Raw genomic sequence first — 22502 nt, forward strand, 5'->3', positions numbered from 1 at the left:
CACCGCCCATAACAATGCATATTCTTTTTGTTTTTTGGTCAAAGAATATGAATTACAAGAAAGAATTCTATCAAGATTATGATGAGAGCAAAGATAATTAAACCTTGATGAGGTCTTCCTAATGCATTTTTTGTTTGTGTATCACAAAAAGTAATTACATATGTGGCTGCATCTGAACATTTTATCAATTCATCCATAGCAAAAACAGTTGATTCAAAAAAAATCATTATCCATAACAAAGCAATATAATATTTATTCATAAAAACTCTTTTGATATATTAATTAGAAAGTTCTAATATGAAGTGCAAATTTTTAAGTGATAAACTGTTTCTGAAAAAAAATAAACACTACCAAAAAGGTTACATCTGAAAGTTTACACTCAATTGAAAATCGAAGAAAGAAAAATAACATTTGATTTATGACAAAAAAGAACAAAGTTTAAAAGTTATTGGAAACATAATTGATCGGAGTAAATCAACTATTTTACAAGAGCTTAGGCGTAATAGATACGATAAGAAAATACCATATTTGTCTGATAGAGCAGATCAAATGGCAAAAAGAGCGTAAAAATAAACTTCTACCAAAATTGGACCACTTTGATAATGACGTGGAAACAAAAATATCAACCGAAACTATCTATCGGTACGTTTATTCAGAAAAGTATAAATCTTTAGGGTTTTACAAATATCTCGCCACAAGAAGAGAAAAACACTCAGAACAAGCGGAAAACAAAATGCAGTTATTTGTTTATATTAGTTAATATGCTTTAACTAACATTTTTAATTACACCAGGTCGATACAACAAGAATAAATCAATCTACTAAAAATTGTTCACCATATTGATCTCACAACATTCCAACAATTAAAAAGATAATATTTACTCCACAAATCTTTTTTACACAAAGCACCATGCTTACGTAAAATTTTTGTAATTTTAATTTTGTTCAATTTAACTAGATCAAGAGGCGTTTTATTGTCATCATTAACACTATTGATATTAACTTCTTTTGTATTTACTAATAATTTAATGATTGCTGTATCGCCGAATTTTACAGCAATATGTAAAGGGGAGTTACCATCTATATTACATTCATTTATTACATATGGACTATGTTTTAACAATATCGTAACAATTTCAGAATGCTTATTGTGACAGGCAATAGAAAGAGGTGTTTCACCTCCTAACGTTTTTAAACTTGTATTAATATTCTTGTAACTAAGTAAATGTTTCACTATTTCTATCTGACCATTGTATGAAGCAACATGAAGTGGCGAATACTTAAAGTAACATATATTTATTGCGTTTGGGTTTGCAAGGCATAATATTTTTACACAATCAAGATGTCCCTGTTGTGTGGCAACGTAAAGAGGAGTTGCTTCACCGGTAAAAATAGCGTTTATATTTTTATCCGTTAAAAGAAGTTGTACTGTATGCATGTTTCCTTTAAAAGACGCAATATGTAAGGGGGTATGTTTATTGTTAAATAACTCGTTTACATGAATCTCTTTGTGTGCAAGTAAAATTTTTATAACCTCATTATACCCATTTTGTGCAGCTACATACAAAGCAGAAGGTTCTTCAGAATTTGCCGAGTTAAAGGTGATAGTTTTTTGCGCAGCCAAAAGTTTTATAATTTCAATATGATTTAGAGAAACAGCTATTATAATAGGTGTCAATTTATATGTATTTGCTATATTAAGTTGTTTACACCAAACTTCTTCTTTAAGAAGAATCTCAAATATATTAGCATCTCCTAGTACTGCGGCGATATAAAGTATATTATTATTGTTCCAATGCTTACAAACATAATGTTGTTCATAGTTTTTTTCTTTTATGCATTTTTGTAGAGCCTGAATATCTTTAGTAAAAGTTGCAATAACAAAAGGTGGTATTATAGGAGCATTAACCGAAAGTGCGCTGCCATAAGATTGTAAAAGTTGAATCATGTGAGAATCATTATTGTGCTGCGCAATTGTTAATGGATGAAGTTTTAAAAAAAGATTATTTGCATTAGCGTCAGCGTCACATTTAAGTAGATTTTCTACCGTTATATATTTTTTTCTTTGCACCGCCCATAACAATGCATATTCTTTTTGTTTTTTGGTCAAAGAAGATGAGTTACAAGAAAGAATTCTATCAAGATTATGATGAGAGCAAAGATAATTAAACCTTGATGAGGTCTTACCTAGTGCATTTTTTGTTTGTGTATCACAAAAAGTAATTACATATGTAGCTGCATCTGAACATTTTATCAATTCATCCATAGCAAAAACAGTTAATTCAAAAAAAATCATTATCCATAACAAAGCAATATAATATTTATTCATAAAAATTCTTTTGATATATTAATTTTATTAGCAGTAATAATTACAAATAATATATCATGCAATGTTATTATAAGCAATTAGGCATAAAAATATAAGGCCAATAAACTTATACTTATATAATTCATTTACCTTATATTTTTATGTAATTGAATTTTATCAACATCCACTCATACTCATGCAAAAAACCACTAATTCTTTTGACGCATAAATGTTGGTATATCTAAATCGTGCGAATCTCTTGCTCCACCGAATGTATTCACCTGCTCCAACGAATCTGTATGATGTTTTGATGTATGATATTTTTCTTTATCTGTAATCATTGAAGTTTCAATTTCTTTATTTAAAGATAATGGTACTGATGCATTGAATGATAATGCTGCTTCATTGTTATGCATAATTTTTTCTTGATATATATGCGTCTCTTCCATTAATATCTCTTCATTTTTCTGTGTAGCGGGGCATTCAAAATCAGTAGCTATAATAGTAACAATAACTTCATCATTAAGATTCTCATCTATAACAGAACCAATAATAATATTGGCATCCTCATGCGCTTGCTCATAAACAACTGATGCGGCCTCACTAATTTCATGTAAACCAAGTCCTTTGCCACCCGTGATATTGCATAGTACTCCATGCGCGCCAACAACACTCATATTTTCAAGCAAGGGGGATGATATTGCCTGTAAAGCTGCATGACGTGCACGTCCAATACCTGAAGCCTTTCCTGTACCCATTACCGCAAGACCACGATCTTTCATAATGGTACGAATATCAGCATAATCAACATTAATGTGTCCTGGTCTTGTAATAATATCGGATAATCCACGCACTGATTGACTCAAAATTCCTTCGTTAATCATTGCAAATGCATCAATCATTGAAACATGCTGATCAACAACTTCAAGCAATTTTTGATTTGGTATAACAATTAATGTATCAACGTCGTGCTTAAGTCGTTCAATTGCTGCCTCTGCTACTGATGCACGACGTTTACCTTCAAATAAAAAAGGTCGTGTTACAATAGCAATTGATAAAATACCTTTTTCACGCAATGCTCGCGCAATTACAGGTAACCCCCCAGAACCAGTTCCACCACCCATGCCACCAATAATAAAAACAATGTCAGCTCCACTAAGAGCTTCCATTACTTTATCCAAATCTTCTTCTGCCGCGCGCTTACCAATCTCTGGATTTGCCCCAGCCCCCAACCCTTTTGTGGACTTAACACCAATCTGAATTTTATGTTGTGCTTTTGAAAATTCCAATGCTTGTGCATCAGTATTTGCAACAACAAACCCAATTCCCTGGCATCCTGCTTCTATGATACTATCAACTGCGTTACCTCCAGCACCACCAATACCAATCACTTTAATCGATACCATAGACTTTGGACGCTGTAGCGATTCTTGTTCAAATTCTATCATTATCTCTCCCTTTTTTTTATATTCATTGCTCTATTAAAAAAAATCTGATACCCATGATTTCATTCGCTCAAAAATGCGTCGTCTTAATCCCTCATCTTTCAAATGCATTTGCATCTTTTTATCATTATGTAAAACATACACTAATAATCCATACCCTGTTGCATATAATGGGCTTTGTAAAGTTTCAACTAAATCAAATAAAACACGTGGTTTGCCAATACGTACGGGACAATCAAAAATTTCTTCCGCTAATTCTCGTACGCCTGCTAACAAAGAACCACCACCAGTTAATACAATTCCGTTCGTCATAAATTGTTGTAAATTACCTTTTTTAATTTCTTCATTAATTAAACTAAATAATTCTCTCATGCGTGGTTCAATAATTAAAACCAGATCAGAAAGACGTACAATTTGTAAATCCTCTCCTTGCATCATTTCAACTTCAACAAGTTCCTCAACTTCAATAAGGCTGCTCATCGCAAATCCATAACGCTTTTTTATTCTTTCCGCTTCGTTTTTCATAATCCGCAATCCAATTGCTATATCATTGGTAACATGATTACCTGCTACAGGAAAAACCATAGTGTGTTGTACGGCACCATTTTTATAAAACGCGACATCTGATGTCCCACCACCAATATCAATAATACCAACACCCAATTCTCGCTCATCTTCACTCAATACAGCATCTGCTGATGCTAGTTGCTCTAATATAATATCATTAACGAGTACACCAGCGCTTTGGCAACAATTTAATAAATTTTGCACCGATGAAACGGCACCAGTAATAATATGAGCAAGGACTTCAAGACGTACTCCATACATGCCAATGGGATCTTTTACGTAATCTTGACCATTAACAATAAATTGTTTTGGTAAAATATGTAAAATTTGACGACCTTCAGGAACGGCAATTGCTTTTGCCGATTCAAGAACATTTGTAACATCAGATTGTCTAATTCGATCATGTTTAATGGGAGTAACTCCCGCAGAATTGAGTACGCCAATATGGCTACCAGAAATACCAATATATGCTGATTCAACCGTAAATCCCGCCATCATCTCAGCTTCTTTTACCGCACAAGAAATAGAGCTAATCGTTTTTGCAATATCAACAACTACTCCTTTTTGTAAACCATATGACGGTGATTTTCCTATACCAATAATTTCAATTTGATCGCCCATTTTTCGTGCGATAAGAACACAAATTTTTGTTGTACCAACATCAATAGATACAATAATATTATCCTTAATAAGTCGTGCCATAATCACTCCTTTTTTTATGTCTTATAAGCAATAATATAATGAGCAAATCGCGTATCTGCTATCCAAGTAATTCCTTTATTAAATCCATTTCGTGTATCAATATTTTGTTTTATCAATACACATTGATCGAATGTATTGAGTAATTTTTCTTGATCAACGGAAAACACAATAATAAATTGAGGATATTTTTTATCAATAAGATGAATACAATGTTCATTTATCAATTCAAGATTATATGTTTCATAAAAATTTACTGGTAAACTTTGCAATACGGAAGAAATAATTAGCGGTTTTTTAAGAAGAGCATCATGCAAAACTGTAATTTTTGGAATTGCCTCAATAGCATGTATAGAAAAAAAATCACGCGAAAGAAGTTTATTATAAGACGTAAGAACTAATGTAGTGTTGATGCAACATAGTGGTTTTTGAGAATGTATTTTAATAGCAACTTCTTCGGGTCGATAGGAAAGCTCTATTGCGGTAAGTACAGGAAATTGCTCTTTTAAATGATCGATTATTGCATGGGCAGATAGATTTTTTTGTAATAAAATACCTAAAGAGTCATTTATTGCAGAAAAACATGCATCAGAAAGAAGGTTACTTTGTGAACACCGATATTTTTCAACAGAAAAAAAAGTGGCTGAATTCCATCTCAGCCCAATAACAATCATTAGCAATAACGTAGCAACAATTAATATATATTTTCTCACCTTATCCCTCCCTATCTTTATTGTATTACTCTTTTGGGAGCAAAATAGTCAATAATTAATCTCAATTTTACTAAAATTGACAAAATAACAATTATTGCCACACTGATATCTGAAATATAAATATATAACTTATCTATCAGAAAGATTATTGTGAAAAAATTGTCATATTTGTCATTTTTTATTGCATTGTTAACAGGAAGCTATAGTGTAGCTATGGATTCATTAAGCAAACATAATGGAATCTATCCCTATCAAGTAGAAATAACGGTCAATATTACTGACTGTCGTCAAGAGCCAATTAAAGAATATAAAGTAAAGTGCAACGTCCCTCTCACAAACGGTTTTTTGTCTTCTATAAAGAATATAAAAAATACTTTAGCCACTGCAACGGGATCTGACAACGCACAAATTATGTTCATGATTGGTGACATAGCAGCGGACAATGACGCGATTTATCTTTATGGACATGATCTTTATATACAACAAAACAAAGCTATAATCACGTGCAAATCTTAATATAACGGTTGGATATTTTTGCCTTTATAATTTAAAATTTTATAAAAAATTAAAAAACAACTATCAACACAAATTAATCAAATAATTTAATTCGTTGATAGTTGTTTTTTTTTATTAAATATTTATTATTAGCTATTTTTTTGACGATATTCGGAAATCAAAAATAATAAAATTCCCGCAGCAACAGAAGCATTATATGAGATATCGCTTTCTTTTTGTGGTAATGTTACATGAATGCCTGATGATAAAATTGATTTGGAAATACCAGTTCCTTCACCACCAATTACTGCACATAATGGCATTTTATATTTACATGTTACTGCATTTTCACCATCAAATGTTGCTAAATAGGGAGTATAGCCAGCGTTTTTCAATTCAATAATTGCTGATGAAGCTGATTGTGCTACATACATATCAAGATGTTCACTTAAACCTGCTGATGATTTAATAGCAACACCAGTTAACTGCGCTCCACCACGTTTAATAAGAATTGCACCATCAACACCAGTACAATATGCTGAGCGTAAAATGGCACCTAAATTACGTGGATCTTGTACCCCATCAATCATAACCAAAAATTTATGCTTTTTAGGATCAAAAAATGATTTACGGTAAGGAAATGCATGGGTCCATGCGACAACACTCTGATGATCAGTTGTTCCAACCATGCGATCAAGTACTTCACGAGCAACATATTGAATAGGTACAGGATACTTAGGCCATAATTTTTGAATTTCTTCAAATGACTGTGGTGTTGGTTTGGTTGTATAGAGTGAAATAAGCTTACGTCGCTTGGCTTTTAATAATTCTACAATTGGATGAATACCAAAAATAAGTTCACCTTTGGTCTCTTTATCTTTCTTTTTTATCATGGAAATAGTCCTTATGTTTTGTGCAATTACACAAAAAAATGAAATTTATATAGAGTATATTATACTATAATAACGACAATTTGCCTATTAAAGAGCTGAAATAAAACAGGAAAATAAATGTTAAAAGAACAAACATATATTACCATTAGTAAATCCGCTTTTAATCATAATGCTGTTTTTTATAAGCATATAATTGGACCTTCGAACAAAATTGCCGCGGTTATCAAGGGTAATGGATATGGTCATGGCCTTCATCAAATGGCTCTTTTATGTAAGGAAAATGAATATATTAATGTTTTATGTGTTGCGCAGTTATCGCAAGCGCTTGCTATACAAAATTGCAGCAAGCCAACTCTTGTCCTTGGTTATAGTGATACCAATCCTGAACTAGCTATAAAAAAAAATATTCACTTTATGGTTGATAGCATAGAATATGCACAGCAATTCAATGATTTAGGTAAAAGACACTCATATCAATTTCCTGTTCATGTAAAAATAGATACTGGTCTTTCGCGAATGGGAGTTCTTGCCAGTCAGGCGGTAGTATTACTTAAGCAGTTACGAAAATTAGATTATATACAAATAAGTGGGATTTTTAGTCATTTTGCTGCTTCTGATAGCAATCCTGAATTTACTATGCATCAATACAATCAATTTAATACAATTCTTGAGGAACTCAAAGACAACAATATTACCATTGAAAACATACATATGAGTAATACTGTTGCAATTACAAGCGTTCACTATCAACCTTACTTTAATTTTTTTCGCATAGGTGCTGGGCTTTATGGGTTTGGACCTGAATCATCTCAATTGCGACCAATTATGACATGGAAAACGCATATAACTGCTATTAAAATAATTCCCGCTAACTCATATGTTAGTTATGCTTGTATCTACCAAACAACCCGCATCACCAGAATTGCGCTTTTGCCTATTGGTTATTATGATGGATATCAATTTCGATTTTCAAATAAAACATTCGTAAATATTAATGGTTTTTATGCGCCTGTTATTGGTCGTATCGCAATGAATGTAACCATCATTGATATAACTGATATTGATGCACACATTGGAGATGAAGTAATTATTCTGGGTGGAGAACACTCTAGAATTGATGCACATAATCTTGCACAAATTGCTGAAATTAAAAATGTAAGAGAAGTTTTAACAGGAATAAACCCAGAGATTCAACGTATTATCATAGAATAACGTTTAAAATAACACTTTATGATATAATTAAATAATGTAACATTTCATAAAAAAAACAGGATAAATTATGCTTATCTTTGACGGTACCATTGGCGCTGATATAGATATTTTTTTAACACGTGTGCGCGAAGAAACTCTCTTTTGTACAGTTATGCTTTATGAAGATTGGCTCGCAACACATAGTAACTGCTCAAATCATCACGAAGATCATCCTGATGGTATAGTTTATTTACGCGTATCGCCAGAAATAGCTTTTACACGAATACAAATACATACTTTATCATCAAAATCCGCATTATCTTTTGATACTATTCAACAGATTTATCAACAAAAAGAAGATCTTTTTATAGAAAAAAAGAATAATCCATCATTATTACAGCATCTTCCTGTTTTAGTTTTGAATGGCAATAACGACTTTCAAACAGATTTTGCACAATTCTATAATCATCTTTTTTATATAAAAAAATTTTTAAAAGAAATACAAGATCAAAAAGATATATCACAGGGTATATATAAAGAAAAAACCCCTCATCGTCATTGTTGCTAACATCAAGCCTATCTAGTATTTTGCTGCATTTTTTCTCTAATTATTTTTTGAAAAATAGTTTCAAACTTATCATGATATTTTTTTAATTGCTTTGATGTTGCAGTAGAATAACGAAATATTTTAACTCCTGATTGAGGATTAAGCAATATATTTGAAGTTAAAAAAAGGCGAGCTTGATACCTATTAATATTTTCGATACGATCTGGATAATTTCGATAAAATTTTAAAAAATATCCTAAACTAAAGTCATTTTCATCGATACGTTCTAATAAGTTTTTAAAAACAATATTATTCTCTTGTTCTCGTTTAAATTCTTCTGCATAATGGACTATCGCTGGAGCAGTTTTGGAGAACTGTTTATTTGTTACACTATCCATTATTAAATTTATAGTTTTTTTATGCGCAGGAATACCACGAATCCATGATAAATAACCGACTTCATCAACTTTATTTTTTGGAATAAATAGTTGTACTATAGTTTGCTCCGATGTTTTATACAGATCAACAAGGGCAATTAATGTATCAATATATGTATGCGGCAACCCAAATTTATCCATAATAGCTATATAGGTTGCACGCGTAGGACGTAAATGACCGCGAGATTTTATAAAATATTCCCAGGCGCACTCAGGTTGCACACCAACATTACCAAAAATTGCTAAATTAACAGATAAAAGCAATTGCCCTAATTCATGATCATTAATTAAACCGTTTTTTTTTAACTGAGAAATTAAAAAAGTTTGCACTATGGATGGTATTTGTATGTCTTCAAATCGTAAAAATATAAACTGTTGTAGTAACGTCTGAGGTAATCCATTAAAATGAAAAAATAATCGTGTATAAAGATCTTGCGGAACACGCCAAACATTATCTATACCATGATAAAAAACATAATCATCACTATATTTCTTTTCTTGAGCTAACATTGTATCAATAATCTTTTGATAAGGCTTTATATTATAATGCGATGCAATTAATTTTTGTATTTCTGGTAAAGACATATGTGCCTCTGACTGCGTAAATCGATCTTCATGTACAACATTACTACCTCTAGTTATATTATTACGTAATTGTCCTTGTTCTGATGAAAGTTCATGAATTTGCTCCAAAGATAGTTTTGTTGCTGGAAGCACTATTTTTTGATTGCTATCTTTATGTAAAACAGCAGAACAAAGAGCACTATCAACTACCGTTAATAACAATAATATTAAAGCAATAAAACCTATTTTTTTACATAATGCATGCACAGTAAGTTTCACTCTATTACTTTCTTGTTTTAATACATATTACTTACAATCGTATTATTTTTTTGTACTAATAATTTTATCAACAATAGCATTCAAGCGATTTTCATATTCCTTCATTGTCTTGTTATCAACTTCATTATGTCTAAACATCATCACTCCTGACGTAGGATTTAATAAAACATCATCTGCAAAAAGAAGTCGTGCTTGAACATAATTCATATTTGGTACATTTAAAGGATCACTACAATATTTATTGAGATAATCATTCAAACTATAATAACCCTTTTCAACCTCACTTATCATCTCTTTAAATAGAGGATTTTTACTTTGTTCTGTTTTAAATTGATCTTTTAATCCTGCCAGTGCCCATAAAGCTCCGGGTTTACCAGCTTTGCCTTTATAAGTCCTGTTGGCAATATTTGTCCTTACCCAATCAATTGATGGTTGATGCGCAGGAATACCAGTAGCCCATGCTAAATAACCAATATCATCAATCAAATTTTTAGGAACAAATATTTGTAAAAGCGTTTGTTGCTTTGTAGTAAATAATTTTTGTAATGCTATTAATTCTTGAATGTATACATCTGATACACCAAATTCATCCATTACATCTTTATATAATGATTGGTTAGGTTCTGAATGTTGTTTTGGTTTCATAAAATATCGCCATGAACTTTCACTACCAAGTCCAGTATTACCAAAGAGCGATAAATTTGCTGATAATAATACACCACGAGCTTCATTATTATCATCCACAAGACCACTTTCGGACAATGAACTTAACAAAAATTCTTTTGCTTCTTGCGGTACTTTTCGACCCCTAATTCTCATAAAGGTAAAATTTCCCTTTTTTTCTGCTGGATTAAAATGATTAAAAAGCTTTGTTAACGTGTCTTGCCATACGATCCAAGCATTACTCATGGTATGATAAAAGGCCCAATGACCCTGCCTAAATTCTGCCTCTTTAGCCATACAACGCGAAACAATATTCATATATCGGACGACCTCAAATGTGCCGGTAAATTCTTCAGTAACCATTTTTCTTAATGTTGGTACTTGAAAATAGGCTTCAGTTTGGGTAAATTTTGTTTGTGTTTCTATAGACTCTTCAGATGCAGGAATAGTTGGTATTTCTATGGAAGGAATAATTGGAGTATTTATAGGTTGCTGACGATTCTCTACTTGTGTTGGAATATTCGTTACTCGCGGTAAAACACTTGTCCAAAAAAGTACTATCAAAGATAATGCTAATCCTCGCATATAATAGAATTTACCTATAAACATTTTAATCTCCTCATTAATCTTTCAATTTTTTATTTTTTTTAATGGTTTGGTAAAGCTGTCTTTTCATGTGCTTTAACTTCTTTTGCAGCTTTCTTAGCTTCCGCTTCTTGCGCATCAGCTTCTTCTTTAGCTTCTGCCTTTATTCTTTCAAATATTGCTTCATTTTTCGCACGATCAGCAGTTTTTTGCGCAGATGTTTTGCTATTTTCCTGAGCAATAATTTTTGAAACTAGAGTATCAAGTTTTTTTAAATAGGCATCTTGAATATCTTGTGGAGTTGTAAAATAACTAAAAATTTTAACCCCTGATGCTGGATTTTGTACTATATCTTTTGTTATAAGAAGTCTCGCCTGCAACTCATTGGCATTCTTAATTGCAAAGGGATCATTCCGAAACACATCCATAAATCCGCTAATTCCAAAGTCACCATTATCCGCAGCCTGTATCAATTCTTTGTAAATAGGATTATTTTCATCTCTTTTAAACTGTTTCATTACCGATTTCACTGCTTTACCCGTAAAATGACCAACTCTTGGTTTATCTGCCATTCTCTCTTCCATAAGTGTCATTGATTTTGGATGGGCAGGAAAACCAAGGATCCACGCCAAATAAGCAACGTCATCAACTTTATCTTGCGGGATACAGAACTGCAACAAAGTTTGTTCAGAACTTGCATGCGAAAGCATATCTGACAATTCACCTGTTTCCTTTATTAATTCATCGAAATTATAGGTTACATCAAAAGAATCTATAACTTGTTTATAATTTTGTGGAAATGGCCACTTATGACTTTTAGGTTCTATAAAGTAATTCCAGGTGCATTCTCCCGGAGAACCAACATTACCAAACAATGCAAAATTGGTTGAAATTAAAACGTCCCTGACCTCTTGCGCATTGTCATTTATACCAGCATATTCCACAAGATGTTCACGTAAATAATCTTGAGCCTTTATACTTGGCAAATCACTAAATCGCACAAAGGTAAAATCTTTGACTGAAATTTGTGGATTATAATGCGCATACAATCCTTTATACAAATCTTGTGGTACACGCCACCCATTACTAGTACCATTATAAAAAACATAATGACTGTTTTTTAATTCTACTTCTTTATTTAATGCCGCTGCAACAATATTTAAATATGGAGTAACCATTTCATTAGGAGTCTTTTGATTTTCCGGTTGGTTAATATCTCCCGGTACCCGCATAATAAATTTCGACATTTTTTCTTTCACTTCATCCAGCTGCATATGAGCTTCAGATTGTACATATTCATCATTTTCAGATTTTATTATAGCAGCGCCTTGTTGTTGCGCCTTTGCAAGCTCAGTTGTTAGCGCTTGAGATACAACTCTCGCTTTGCTAACAATAAAAAATAAAAGTAAAACTACACAAAAACTTAATTGTCCTTTTCTTACTATATTTCTCATCAGATTACTCATCGCACCCCTTTCTTTTTTTTAATTCAAACAAAAAATATTTAAATTAATTTTTAAATAAAAATATATACCTGATATTATTGTAATTAAAATAAATACAAATCAGCAATAGTTTTAATAAAAAAAGACCGGAATTAACTTCGGTCTTTTTTTTATTAAAAATTATGACAGTTATTCTGATAAAACTTCAACCTGAACTGGTTTGATTTCTTTTTCCGCAATTAATTTATCAATAATGATATTAAGCTTTCTATTGTATGCTCTTAATTTGTCTTGCTCAACCATTGAAAAACGATAAAACTTAACATCTGATTCCGGATTGAGTAACACATTCGGTGTAAATAGTAAACGTCCGGTTACATCATTGATTTCTTTAATTTTCCATGGAGTATTGCGATAAATTTTTAAAAATGATGCTAAACTAAACTCACCCTCTTCAATACCTTCCATCATATCCTTGTATAATGGATTTGTATTTTTTTCCTTAGCAAACTTATCAGTTAATTTTTCCATAAGCGGACTTACGTGCCTTGTGAAGCTTTTTGATTTTGCATTTTTTAAAATCCAATTGATAGTGTCGCCATGAGCAGGAATACCTTTTACCCATGCTAAATAACCAATTTCATCAATTTTGTCTTGCGGAACAAGTACCTGAATAATAGTATCTTCCTTGGTATCATATATATTAACCAAGGATATCAGTTCATCAATATAGTTATGACTTAAGCCAAATCGATCCATCATATTCTCATATAATTCACGATCAGGAGTTTTATGTCCTTGCGGTTTTACAAAATACTCCCAAGAACATTCACCCGGAAATCCTACATTACCAAACAAAGAAAGGTTTACCGATAAAAGAATAGCGCCTGTTTCTGTGTTATCATCAACAAGGCCCTTAGACTTAAGTTCATTAATTAAAAAACTTTGTGCAGTCGAATTAATAGCTTCATTACCAAACCGCAAAAATTTAAAATCTTTTTTAACATCTATCGGGTTTTCATATGCATATAGACGAGTATATAAATCTTGTGCTAATCGCCAAACGTTAGATGTGGTGTTATAAAAAGCATAATGCGTATTTTTATATTTAGCTTCATTAGCTAAAACAGTTGCTATAAGACCTAAATACGGCTCAACTTGATAATTTTTTCTAATTAACTTTCTTATATTTTCTAGCTGTAAATGTGCTTCTGTTTGTGTATAACGATCAGACTTCAATGCAACAATTTCTTCATTTTCCATATCATTTGTTGCATCGCGCTCTAACTGAGAAGATTCTTCTTTCCCTAAAGCTAATCTACCTGAAACATTAATATCTCTCCCACTAATACTAACAAAAAATACTAGTAAATTAACGAAAAAGGTTACTTTGTTTTTTTTAAAAATACGACTCATCAAGGTGCGCATGATATTCTCCTTTTAAACAATAATGACAATAATTATATTAAATTTCTAACTGATATTATTATAATTAAGATAAGTACAAATCAGCAATAGTTTTAAAAAAAATTACCTGGAGTTTATCTCCAAGTAATTTTTAACTATAGAAAAAATAGTTCTTATCTGCGCATAACTTTAATTTTTTTAGTTTCTTCTTGTTCAATCTTTGGTAAGGTGATTGTTAAAACGCCACCGTCAGATAATTCTGCAACTATACCTGATTCATCAACAGCACATGGCAAAGTTATAAAACGAGAAACACTACCATACTTAATCTCTTTATGGTAATAATCCTTGTCATTAACCTCTTTTTTTTCTTTACGCTCAGCTGAAACATGTAATTCATTATTATCAACATGAACATTGATATCCTCTGCATCGATACCTGGAACATTCATTGTAACAATGATATTACCATCTTTCTCATACATATCATGTGCCAAATCAAAATCCTGAGATCGCATTTTTTTAAATTCCCATAAATCTTCAAGATCAGCAAATGGTCGCCACTTAATCATAGACATATCATTTCCTTTTTTATTAAAATAACTCATACTACTACCAACCTGCAAGATACAAAATATAAAAAAAATAAATATCTTTATATTTTTCCGTATAATCATTTAAACTCCTTTTAAAAAATCTATTAATTCTATTAGAACTTATTATACGAAAAGTAAAACAAGCAAATCAAGAAACTTTTTCAAAAAAATTTATTATATAAGAAAAAAATTAATTAACAGTCTGGCAACATAGTATCAACAGAAATAATAAATCGATTAATATCCTCAATAGAAATGATAGCTTTTAAATCTATTGCCTGACTAATTACAAATGGACCAATTGCAGTGCGTGCAAGCTGATACGTTGTTGCACAACTTCCTACATTAATTGCAATATCATTAATAAGTGTACGAATATAGGTACCACGAGAAACACGAGCTTGAATAGTAAAATAAGGCATATTATATGATAATAATCGCATATCATATAATTGTACCTCTTTACGTTTACCTTCGGCAACCTCACGCAATTGTTCTACGCTTATAATTTTTTGACGTGCTAGCGCATATAATGGATTACCATGATATTTAAGGGCAGAATAAAGCGGGGGAACTTGTTCGTATGAAGAACCAAAAGAAATTAATGATGCATACAAGTCCTCTTGTAATGGAATTTTATCAGAAATTGAAACAATAGTACCCGTGTGATCAAGAGTGTCAGTTAACTCACCGCATTTGCCGGTGGCAATATATGTTTTTTCCATCAACATAAAGCGCGCAAGATGACGAGTTGCTTCACGCCCTAGCGCAATAATAAGTAGTCCTGATGCGAAAGGATCAAGCGTTCCCGCATGACCAATTTTAATTTTTTGTCTTAAAATTCTTTTAAGATAACCTATGCATCCATACGAACTAATACCGATAGGTTTATTAATTAATAGAAATCCTGACGTAATAAACATATTCATAAAAACTATATTATGTTTTTAACCCTATTTTATAAATACGATGTTTACCAACCTTAATAATGCTACCTGTTTGCCATGATACAATAGCTTTAAAATCGGTAATTGTAACATCATTTAAATGAACCGAACCAGATTCAATAAGTCTCTTTGCTTCAGATGAGCTTATTACCGCTCCTACGATTTTTAATAATTCGACTATCCACACAGGATTAGCAAAATTATATGGTAGCAATACTTGTTCAGCCTGTGAATAATCACGATTTTGAAATAATGCTTCAAAATGAATACGTGCTTGCTGCGCTTCATTAATAGACCAAAATTTAGCCACAATTTCCTGTGCCATATTTTTTTTTAAATCCATGGGATGAATTATACGTGCAGCAACGTTTCTTTGTAATTCCTCAATTTCATGCGTGTTTTTTGCCAGCAATAATGAAAAATAATGCCACATTAAAGTATCTGATATAGACATTAATTTACCAAACGCGTTATGTGCTAATTCATTTAATCCAATTGAATTACCTAATGATTTTGACATTTTATGCACACCATCAAGTCCAATAAGTAATGGCATAGTGATGGCAATCTGTCCTTTTTGACCATAGTGCTCTTGTAAAAAACGCCCCATTAGCAAATTAAACGTCTGATCAGTGCCACCTAATTCTATATCTGCCTTAAGTACCACTGAATCATATGCTTGAAATACAGGATAGAGAAGTTCATGCAGCCCAATTGACTCATTATTTTTAATACGTTTATCAAAATCATCACGTTCTGTAATACGAGCAAGTGTTACTTTAGACAGTAAAGCAACTACATCAGCATTTGTTAATTGTGATAACCATTCACTATTATATCGAATGGTGATACGTCGTGGATCTAAAATTTTACCAACTTGATCAAAATATGATTGTAAATTAATCTTTATTGCTTCAGCACTTAATGCAGGACGTGTTTTATCGCGACCAGTTGGATCACCAATCTGAGCGGTAAAATCACCTATTAAAAAAATAACTTCATGTCCAAGATCTTGAAATTGCTTTAATTTCGAAAAAACGACAGTATGTCCTAAATGTAAATCTGGTGCAGTTGGGTCAGCACCTAATTTTATAATAAGTTTTTTTCCACTTTTTAGTGCATCAATGAGCTCAGTTTCAGAATAAATATTAACAGTTCCGGAATATAGTTGTTCAATTGTTTTTTCTATTGTATTCATAAAAAGCTACCTATCCTGCAATGCCTATCACGTGAGCTATAATAAGACCTATGTGTGAAATTAAATAAACTGATAATAAACGTAATAAGGGAGAAAAAAATAAAATAAGCAAAATGGGCAAACCAATCGTTATATAATGAGCATATTGAGCAATCTTATCATAACGGTTTGCAAGCACAAAAAGCAGATAATTACTAAAATTAATAATAAAATATAAAGTACCCAAAACTACATTAAGATAGACGAATGCAAATACAATAAACCCGATAGAAATTGTTAATGATGATAATCCTGGATACATATTTGCAATAGGTAAATGTGATACATTATAGGTTAAAACCATATACCGCATCACCAAAAGAATATTAACATCAAAAATAGCTAACAATGCAATTATACCTAGAACACTAAGCATAAAATTCATCACTGTATCAGAAAGATACGCTGCAGCAAGCTTTAATGTGCGATATGGTGCGGTAATTAATAAAGGATTAATTGGCACCATTCGTCCCCATCCAAAATAAAAAGTAAACAGAAAGAAAAGTCCAATAGGATCAATGTGTACCATTGGATTAGGGGTTAGAAATCCTAAACGAACCCCTGTTTCATCCCCCATCTCATATGCAACCCATGCACGAAACATATTCGAGATTGTAATCACCACAAGATAAGCAACAAAAAAAGTAATAATACCAATAAACATTTCAGCAGTATGTGATGTAATCATAATGGTTATAAACTCATAAATTAAATAGTACCAACAGAAAAAGTTTACCTTGATTTAATACATGGGTCAAATTAGATATCTATTTTATTGCCATGTTATCTTGATGTTGTTAACCATTCAGCATCATCTTTATATAACTCATGTACATCTGATTCTAATGACCATGTTGCATCGCGGGCGGTTTTGCCAGGCATAAAGGATTTAAGTTTTTTCCCTTGCTGATCTAAGTATGGATTAGTTGTACTATCCATACTAGTGCCATCAATAAATTGCCAAGGTGATTTTTTTTGAGAATTATATTGACCCTTTTTATTGGGAAAATAATCAACCTCAAAAGGAAATTTAAACCATACAACTCTTTCTTTTTGACCTGTTTTTTGTTCATCAGAACGTATACAATGCGAAGGTTTCCATAAAGAACCTTCTTGCATTTCACCTTCACTCAAAATTTCACGAAAATAAGGGCTGTACTTGCGTCGATAAAACCCATACGTAGCCTCACTATATTTAAAATTATGATCTGTATATACTGGTTGTTTTTTTATACCTGACTTACAGCGAATCCAATTTTGCGTATACAATTGATTCCAATTACATTCAACAGCATATAAAACATTACTCATATCTTCATGAATGCTTACTGATGCAAAAGGATGATTTAGTTGAATTGTAGTTTGTGGAGGAGAACTTTCTAACCATGCATACCAACCATTACTCCATGACATAGCGAGTATAATATCTTTAAGTGAAACTTGATGAAAGCTATCTTTTAAAATAGGAATTATATGGTTTATAATTATATCTAATGGTAAGTCTTGATTGAATAACTCTTTACTTATGGAAATATCTTGTTTTTTAAATACTAAAGCTATTTCATTAATCTGCTTTTGTGCCACATATGAACGTTTCAATCTCACAGCCATTGCTGTAAGGTTATTAAAAGCATCAATTACATTATAATAATAATCATTATTATAAGATGGTCTTTCTTTAATAAAAAAAAAACAAATATGATAACAGATACTTTATCCAATCATAATGGTTTTTATCATCTTGTTCCTCAATCATTCTTTTTACTATAGTACGCCGAGTATTTATTTGATTAAGAGCATTATCACGTAATGATTCATATATATGTTGTTCCACTTTAATTTTTTGATCTGTTGGCATAGCTTTAATAAAATCAAAAGTAAAACGCGGTTTAAAATCTCCATACATAATTTTCTCTACTTCACTGATGGAATCATATTTTTCATTTTCAGGACAATCGTAGTTTTTATCCATAAAAGTAACTGCATGAAATAAATGATTATAACAACTTAATGCCAAACAAAAACAAACTAATTTTTTAAACATTTTTTAAAAAGTTTTCAGAAAAATTTCATAAAAAAATCATACACATATCTTACAAGAATGAATATAATAGTAGTATTTTTAATTTTTATGTCAACTAAGCGTGTTTTTTAATAAATATTTTATTCTCCATACTCCGCGTCAAAGTGGAAAAACAACGGCAATTCAAATGTTTATTAATCAGCTGAATGCTGAAAGCGCATATATAGCATTATATATAAATGTGGAACCTGCCCAAATCGCACGAAGTAGCATCAGGGATGAAATGGAAATTAGGCATTTAATTTATTGTTGATTGAACAAAAACTATAGAATTCAATCAACAAAATATCAATTCATCTCTTTTAAAGGCTGCTTGCCGGTATGGTGTGTTCTCTATTGCTCTTTAATTTTTTTATGTACAATCTAATTTTTCCTATTATCCCTGGATAGCGAATTTCATCAAGAAACATACTATCTGTTGTTTCTGATAAGATATTACATTGAACCAATTCATTAGCAAGTTGTAGTGGATCTTTGAAGTGTATGCCTTGGCGCAATCGATCAGTAGATTCTTGTAATGTATTAAAACCTTCGCTATTAGTTTTTTTATCATCAACAAAGATCATGTTCTTATCTACATTAACTACTTGTGCTACATAATGATAATAAGCAAGTTCAGGTTTTTTGGAGGGAGCATGAAAAATAATATTTGTTGGACATACGGTCAAAGTTTTTTTAGCAAATTCTTTATAACTGGAAGGAGTAGTTGGTTCATTTGCAAAATCTTTTATTTGCGTAATAGTTGATTCATCATTGCCGGGATGAGCTACGAATATTTTGGTTGGAATGTCCGTAAAATCAGCACCAAATGCTTTAGCTGTCATGTCATACGAAATGCGATCCTTATTTGTTGCAAATACAATTTCATAGTTTTTTGCTTTAAGATAATCTAATATTTTTTTTGTTCCATCAATAAAACATCGAGAATTTTCCATAGTTTCAACGAGCCATGCAACATAGTCAGCCAACTGTGGGTTACGCACAGCATGATAAAGAAAATGAAAAGTGAGACCATTTATTGCATTGCCATTTGTATCACAAAGACTTTCCTTAATCCCATCAGCATCTTTTTTGTATTCCTTTTTTATATTCCACAAGGCATTAAGATAGCTTATAGCATTAAAGGTATCTTTTTTTATGCCGCCAAAAACAATATTTAACTTATGTAGAAATGTTTTTTGTATAACAACATCATCAAGATCAAAAATCAAAACTGTATTCTCCGGAGTTAATGTTAGAGCAGATAATCCGACAGTGCTACAAAGAATACCTATAAAAAGAACAACTGATTTATATGTTGTTTTCATATTTTTCCTTATTTTATATTTGTAATACATAATAAGCTTATCATATTTTTACTAGCATTACAACTGCCCTAAAAACAGACTACTAAACCTAAACATGCAAATAAAAAAATTTAATAAAAATATCTTTTCTCAATAACAACAAATGCCGTTGCGGTGGTACGTGAATGTGATAAAGAAAGATGAATAGCAACTGAAGTAAGATCAATTTTTATACCATCATTGATTATTATATAAGGCCGTGTGTCTATTTTGGCAATAATTGTTTGTGCACATAAAGTTAAAAAGGGAATTTTTTGATCAGGATATGCATAAGAAAGTGCTTTATATAATGCTTCTCTTGCAGCAAAACGTGCTGCAAATCGCTCAGCGCTTTTAAGCTTATTTTCTAAACAATAATCAATTTCTTCTTGCGAAAAAATACGCAATAATTTTTTGGATAAATATGTATGCCATAACGCAAATCGCTGTATATCAATAGTATCAACGCCTATTCCACAAATCATTTCATTTCATTTTCAAGATATTGATCTAATGAACGATACATAATAGCTTCTTGAATATGTACAACATCTATTTCATCTGATGCTGCTAAATCAGCAATAGTACGAGCAACTTTTAAAATTTTATGATAGCCACGCATACTTAAATTGAGCTTATCAAATGCTTTCTTAATAATAACTTCTGCTGCCACTGTAAGAATACAATACTTTTCAACCTGATCTGCCGTCATAAAGTTATTATACATTTGATTATTACCAAATCGTTGCATTTGCTTAATGCACGCATTATTAACTTTTTCATACAATACATCGCTACTGTGAACATCGCCAACAGCTTTAATAGAATCATATTCAATAGATTGAACATGTACTTGCAAATCAATACGATCTAATAATGGTCCCGATAACTTACTAATATATTTAACTATTTGTTGACGCGTACAAGTACATTGTCGCTTTTTATCACCAAAAAAACCGCACGGGCAAGGATTAAGTGCTGCCACTAATAAAAATGATGCCGGAAATGAAACACTTTGCGCAACACGCGATATTGAAACAGTTTTACTTTCTAGTGGCTGACGTAATGCTTCTAATGTATCACGTTTAAATTCCGTTAATTCATCTAAAAATAAAATACCATGATGCGCAAGACTAATTTCACCGGGCTGTGGATAAGATCCACCACCAACAAGCCCTGCTTGAGAAATAGTATGATGAGGATTTCGAAAAGCTCGCTGCGTTAATAATGATTGATTAGTAAGCTTTCCGGTAATCGAATAAATCTTACTTGTCTCTAAAAGTTCATCAAATGTCATTGGTGGCATAATTGATGGCAAACGCTTTGCAAGCATAGTTTTGCCTGAACCTGGTGAACCAATAAAAAGAATATTGTGATGACCTGCTGCGGCAATCTGTAACGCCCTTTTTGCCATGTGTTGGCCTTTAACTTGTGCAAAATCAAGCGTTTTGTCATGATCAGTTACTATATATGCATGTTGTGCTGGTGTAATAGTTATTTCATTTCGTAAGTAAGCAATTAATTCAGTTACATGATCAACACCAATAACCTCTAAATCTTTAATTAATGCAGCTTCTTGCATATTTGCTTTAGGAAGAATAATACGTTTTTTTCCTAACTTTTGAGCATCATACGCAATTGCTAATGCGCCTTTTATAAAACGAATACTTCCATCAAGGGAAAGTTCACCTAAAAATAGCGTTTCGTATAAAAAGTCTGGAGAAACTTCGAGAAATTGATTTGCTACCAAAATCCCAATAGCTATAGGCAGATCAAATAATGTTCCCTCTTTTTTTAAATCTGCGGGAGCTAAATTCACCGTAATGCGTTTAGCTGGAAGACGAAAACCTGCATTTTTTAGTGATGTTAAAATACGCTTACTACTTTCTTTGATCGCCGTGTCAGGCAGCCCAACAATATAAAAGTTAACTAATCCAAATGATACATCAACCTCAACTTCCACTAAATGAGCGTCAACTCCAATTGTTGTTGCAGAAAATATTTTTGCATGCATGGTGCAATTTCCCATATGTAACTATTTACGATTTTAAACAAACTTAATAATTAAAATATATAT

22 protein-coding genes are annotated in these 22502 nt (G+C 31.7%); 3 read left to right on the forward strand and 19 right to left on the reverse strand.

From position 1 onward, the window contains the following. Positions 1 to 38 precede the first annotated feature (38 nt). The 5 genes from VLB80_02620 to VLB80_02640 form a co-directional block, all read right to left on the reverse strand. Entirely contained in the window at positions 39 to 260 is a 222-nt protein-coding gene (locus VLB80_02620; protein ID HSC25087.1) for a hypothetical protein, read from the reverse strand. 571 nt (positions 261 to 831) lie between these two features. Continuing rightward, positions 832 to 2328, reverse strand: coding sequence for an ankyrin repeat domain-containing protein (locus VLB80_02625; GenBank protein HSC25088.1), 1497 nt, complete (start codon positions 2326 to 2328; stop codon positions 832 to 834). A gap of 188 nt (positions 2329 to 2516) precedes the next feature. Then, a complete protein-coding gene (ftsZ, locus tag VLB80_02630; protein HSC25089.1) occupies positions 2517 to 3755 on the reverse strand; it encodes a cell division protein FtsZ in 1239 nt (412 codons plus the stop codon). 33 nt (positions 3756 to 3788) lie between these two features. Further along, entirely contained in the window at positions 3789 to 5021 is a 1233-nt protein-coding gene (gene ftsA, locus VLB80_02635) for a cell division protein FtsA (protein HSC25090.1), read from the reverse strand. A 14-nt stretch (positions 5022 to 5035) separates the two neighbouring features. Beyond that, complete coding sequence (locus tag VLB80_02640; GenBank protein HSC25091.1) at positions 5036 to 5731, reverse strand: hypothetical protein; 696 nt, start codon at positions 5729 to 5731, stop codon at positions 5036 to 5038. A gap of 150 nt (positions 5732 to 5881) precedes the next feature. Between VLB80_02640 and VLB80_02645 the strand changes: the two genes are divergently transcribed. Beyond that, complete coding sequence (locus tag VLB80_02645; GenBank protein HSC25092.1) at positions 5882 to 6247, forward strand: hypothetical protein; 366 nt, start codon at positions 5882 to 5884, stop codon at positions 6245 to 6247. A 128-nt stretch (positions 6248 to 6375) separates the two neighbouring features. Here VLB80_02645 and VLB80_02650 read toward each other — a convergent pair whose 3' ends face one another. Then, positions 6376 to 7119, reverse strand: coding sequence for an RNA methyltransferase (locus tag VLB80_02650; GenBank protein ID HSC25093.1), 744 nt, complete (start codon positions 7117 to 7119; stop codon positions 6376 to 6378). Between the two features lie 117 nt (positions 7120 to 7236). Here VLB80_02650 and alr point away from each other — a divergent pair, with 117 nt between their 5' ends. Both alr and VLB80_02660 read left to right on the forward strand, forming a co-directional pair. Next, complete coding sequence (alr, locus tag VLB80_02655) at positions 7237 to 8331, forward strand: alanine racemase (protein HSC25094.1); 1095 nt, start codon at positions 7237 to 7239, stop codon at positions 8329 to 8331. Positions 8332 to 8398: 67 nt separating this feature from the next. Then, entirely contained in the window at positions 8399 to 8878 is a 480-nt protein-coding gene (locus VLB80_02660; GenBank protein HSC25095.1) for a deoxynucleoside kinase, read from the forward strand. A gap of 8 nt (positions 8879 to 8886) precedes the next feature. On the opposite strand, the gene VLB80_02665 is transcribed toward VLB80_02660, so the two are convergent. The 13 genes from VLB80_02665 to VLB80_02725 form a co-directional block, all read right to left on the reverse strand. Further along, entirely contained in the window at positions 8887 to 10137 is a 1251-nt protein-coding gene (locus tag VLB80_02665) for a hypothetical protein (GenBank protein ID HSC25096.1), read from the reverse strand. A 42-nt stretch (positions 10138 to 10179) separates the two neighbouring features. Further along, on the reverse strand, positions 10180 to 11409 hold the full coding sequence (locus VLB80_02670; GenBank protein HSC25097.1) for a hypothetical protein: 1230 nt from the start codon (positions 11407 to 11409) through the stop codon (positions 10180 to 10182). A gap of 38 nt (positions 11410 to 11447) precedes the next feature. Then, positions 11448 to 12851: a hypothetical protein gene (locus VLB80_02675; GenBank protein HSC25098.1), complete on the reverse strand. Its 1404-nt coding sequence runs from the start codon at positions 12849 to 12851 to the stop codon at positions 11448 to 11450. A 168-nt stretch (positions 12852 to 13019) separates the two neighbouring features. Continuing rightward, positions 13020 to 14258 (reverse strand): hypothetical protein, encoded by a 1239-nt coding sequence (locus VLB80_02680; protein HSC25099.1) that lies wholly within the window; start codon positions 14256 to 14258, stop codon positions 13020 to 13022. Positions 14259 to 14410: 152 nt separating this feature from the next. After that, positions 14411 to 14815, reverse strand: coding sequence for an Hsp20/alpha crystallin family protein (locus VLB80_02685; protein ID HSC25100.1), 405 nt, complete (start codon positions 14813 to 14815; stop codon positions 14411 to 14413). A 212-nt stretch (positions 14816 to 15027) separates the two neighbouring features. Next, positions 15028 to 15762, reverse strand: coding sequence for a tRNA pseudouridine(55) synthase TruB (gene truB, locus VLB80_02690; protein HSC25101.1), 735 nt, complete (start codon positions 15760 to 15762; stop codon positions 15028 to 15030). Between the two features lie 10 nt (positions 15763 to 15772). After that, complete coding sequence (tyrS, locus tag VLB80_02695; GenBank protein HSC25102.1) at positions 15773 to 16978, reverse strand: tyrosine--tRNA ligase; 1206 nt, start codon at positions 16976 to 16978, stop codon at positions 15773 to 15775. A gap of 10 nt (positions 16979 to 16988) precedes the next feature. Then, entirely contained in the window at positions 16989 to 17705 is a 717-nt protein-coding gene (locus VLB80_02700) for a hypothetical protein (protein ID HSC25103.1), read from the reverse strand. Between the two features lie 95 nt (positions 17706 to 17800). After that, on the reverse strand, positions 17801 to 18616 hold the full coding sequence (locus VLB80_02705) for a hypothetical protein (protein HSC25104.1): 816 nt from the start codon (positions 18614 to 18616) through the stop codon (positions 17801 to 17803). A 79-nt stretch (positions 18617 to 18695) separates the two neighbouring features. Then, positions 18696 to 19061: a hypothetical protein gene (locus tag VLB80_02710; protein ID HSC25105.1), complete on the reverse strand. Its 366-nt coding sequence runs from the start codon at positions 19059 to 19061 to the stop codon at positions 18696 to 18698. A 341-nt stretch (positions 19062 to 19402) separates the two neighbouring features. Further along, the gene (locus VLB80_02715; GenBank protein ID HSC25106.1) at positions 19403 to 20407 is read right to left on the reverse strand and encodes an HAD family hydrolase; all 1005 of its coding nucleotides are present in this window, start codon (positions 20405 to 20407) and stop codon (positions 19403 to 19405) included. A gap of 110 nt (positions 20408 to 20517) precedes the next feature. After that, entirely contained in the window at positions 20518 to 20910 is a 393-nt protein-coding gene (locus tag VLB80_02720) for a 4'-phosphopantetheinyl transferase superfamily protein (GenBank protein ID HSC25107.1), read from the reverse strand. After that, complete coding sequence (locus VLB80_02725) at positions 20907 to 22439, reverse strand: YifB family Mg chelatase-like AAA ATPase (protein ID HSC25108.1); 1533 nt, start codon at positions 22437 to 22439, stop codon at positions 20907 to 20909. The genes VLB80_02720 and VLB80_02725 overlap by 4 nt, the downstream gene beginning before the upstream one ends. Positions 22440 to 22502 lie beyond the last annotated feature (63 nt).

Source organism: Candidatus Babeliales bacterium (assembly GCA_035455925.1).
GTDB lineage: Bacteria > Babelota > Babeliae > Babelales > Vermiphilaceae > SOIL31.

What these genes read in the sequence shown, in the direction of transcription:
- VLB80_02620 (HSC25087.1), bottom strand. Translation starts at nt 260, where the DNA reads ATGAATAAATATTATATTGCTTTGTTATGGATAATGATTTTTTTTGAA.
- VLB80_02625 (HSC25088.1), bottom strand. Translation starts at nt 2,328, where the DNA reads ATGAATAAATATTATATTGCTTTGTTATGGATAATGATTTTTTTTGAA.
- ftsZ (HSC25089.1), bottom strand. Translation starts at nt 3,755, where the DNA reads ATGATAGAATTTGAACAAGAATCGCTACAGCGTCCAAAGTCTATGGTA.
- ftsA (HSC25090.1), bottom strand. Translation starts at nt 5,021, where the DNA reads ATGGCACGACTTATTAAGGATAATATTATTGTATCTATTGATGTTGGT.
- VLB80_02650 (HSC25093.1), bottom strand. Translation starts at nt 7,119, where the DNA reads ATGATAAAAAAGAAAGATAAAGAGACCAAAGGTGAACTTATTTTTGGT.
- alr (HSC25094.1), top strand. Translation starts at nt 7,237, where the DNA reads ATGTTAAAAGAACAAACATATATTACCATTAGTAAATCCGCTTTTAAT.
- VLB80_02660 (HSC25095.1), top strand. Translation starts at nt 8,399, where the DNA reads ATGCTTATCTTTGACGGTACCATTGGCGCTGATATAGATATTTTTTTA.
- VLB80_02670 (HSC25097.1), bottom strand. Translation starts at nt 11,409, where the DNA reads ATGTTTATAGGTAAATTCTATTATATGCGAGGATTAGCATTATCTTTG.
- VLB80_02675 (HSC25098.1), bottom strand. Translation starts at nt 12,851, where the DNA reads ATGAGTAATCTGATGAGAAATATAGTAAGAAAAGGACAATTAAGTTTT.
- VLB80_02680 (HSC25099.1), bottom strand. Translation starts at nt 14,258, where the DNA reads ATGCGCACCTTGATGAGTCGTATTTTTAAAAAAAACAAAGTAACCTTT.
- VLB80_02685 (HSC25100.1), bottom strand. Translation starts at nt 14,815, where the DNA reads ATGTCTATGATTAAGTGGCGACCATTTGCTGATCTTGAAGATTTATGG.
- truB (HSC25101.1), bottom strand. Translation starts at nt 15,762, where the DNA reads ATGAATATGTTTATTACGTCAGGATTTCTATTAATTAATAAACCTATC.
- tyrS (HSC25102.1), bottom strand. Translation starts at nt 16,978, where the DNA reads ATGAATACAATAGAAAAAACAATTGAACAACTATATTCCGGAACTGTT.
- VLB80_02700 (HSC25103.1), bottom strand. Translation starts at nt 17,705, where the DNA reads ATGATTACATCACATACTGCTGAAATGTTTATTGGTATTATTACTTTT.
- VLB80_02710 (HSC25105.1), bottom strand. Translation starts at nt 19,061, where the DNA reads ATGTTTAAAAAATTAGTTTGTTTTTGTTTGGCATTAAGTTGTTATAAT.
- VLB80_02715 (HSC25106.1), bottom strand. Translation starts at nt 20,407, where the DNA reads ATGAAAACAACATATAAATCAGTTGTTCTTTTTATAGGTATTCTTTGT.
- VLB80_02720 (HSC25107.1), bottom strand. Translation starts at nt 20,910, where the DNA reads ATGATTTGTGGAATAGGCGTTGATACTATTGATATACAGCGATTTGCG.
- VLB80_02725 (HSC25108.1), bottom strand. Translation starts at nt 22,439, where the DNA reads ATGCATGCAAAAATATTTTCTGCAACAACAATTGGAGTTGACGCTCAT.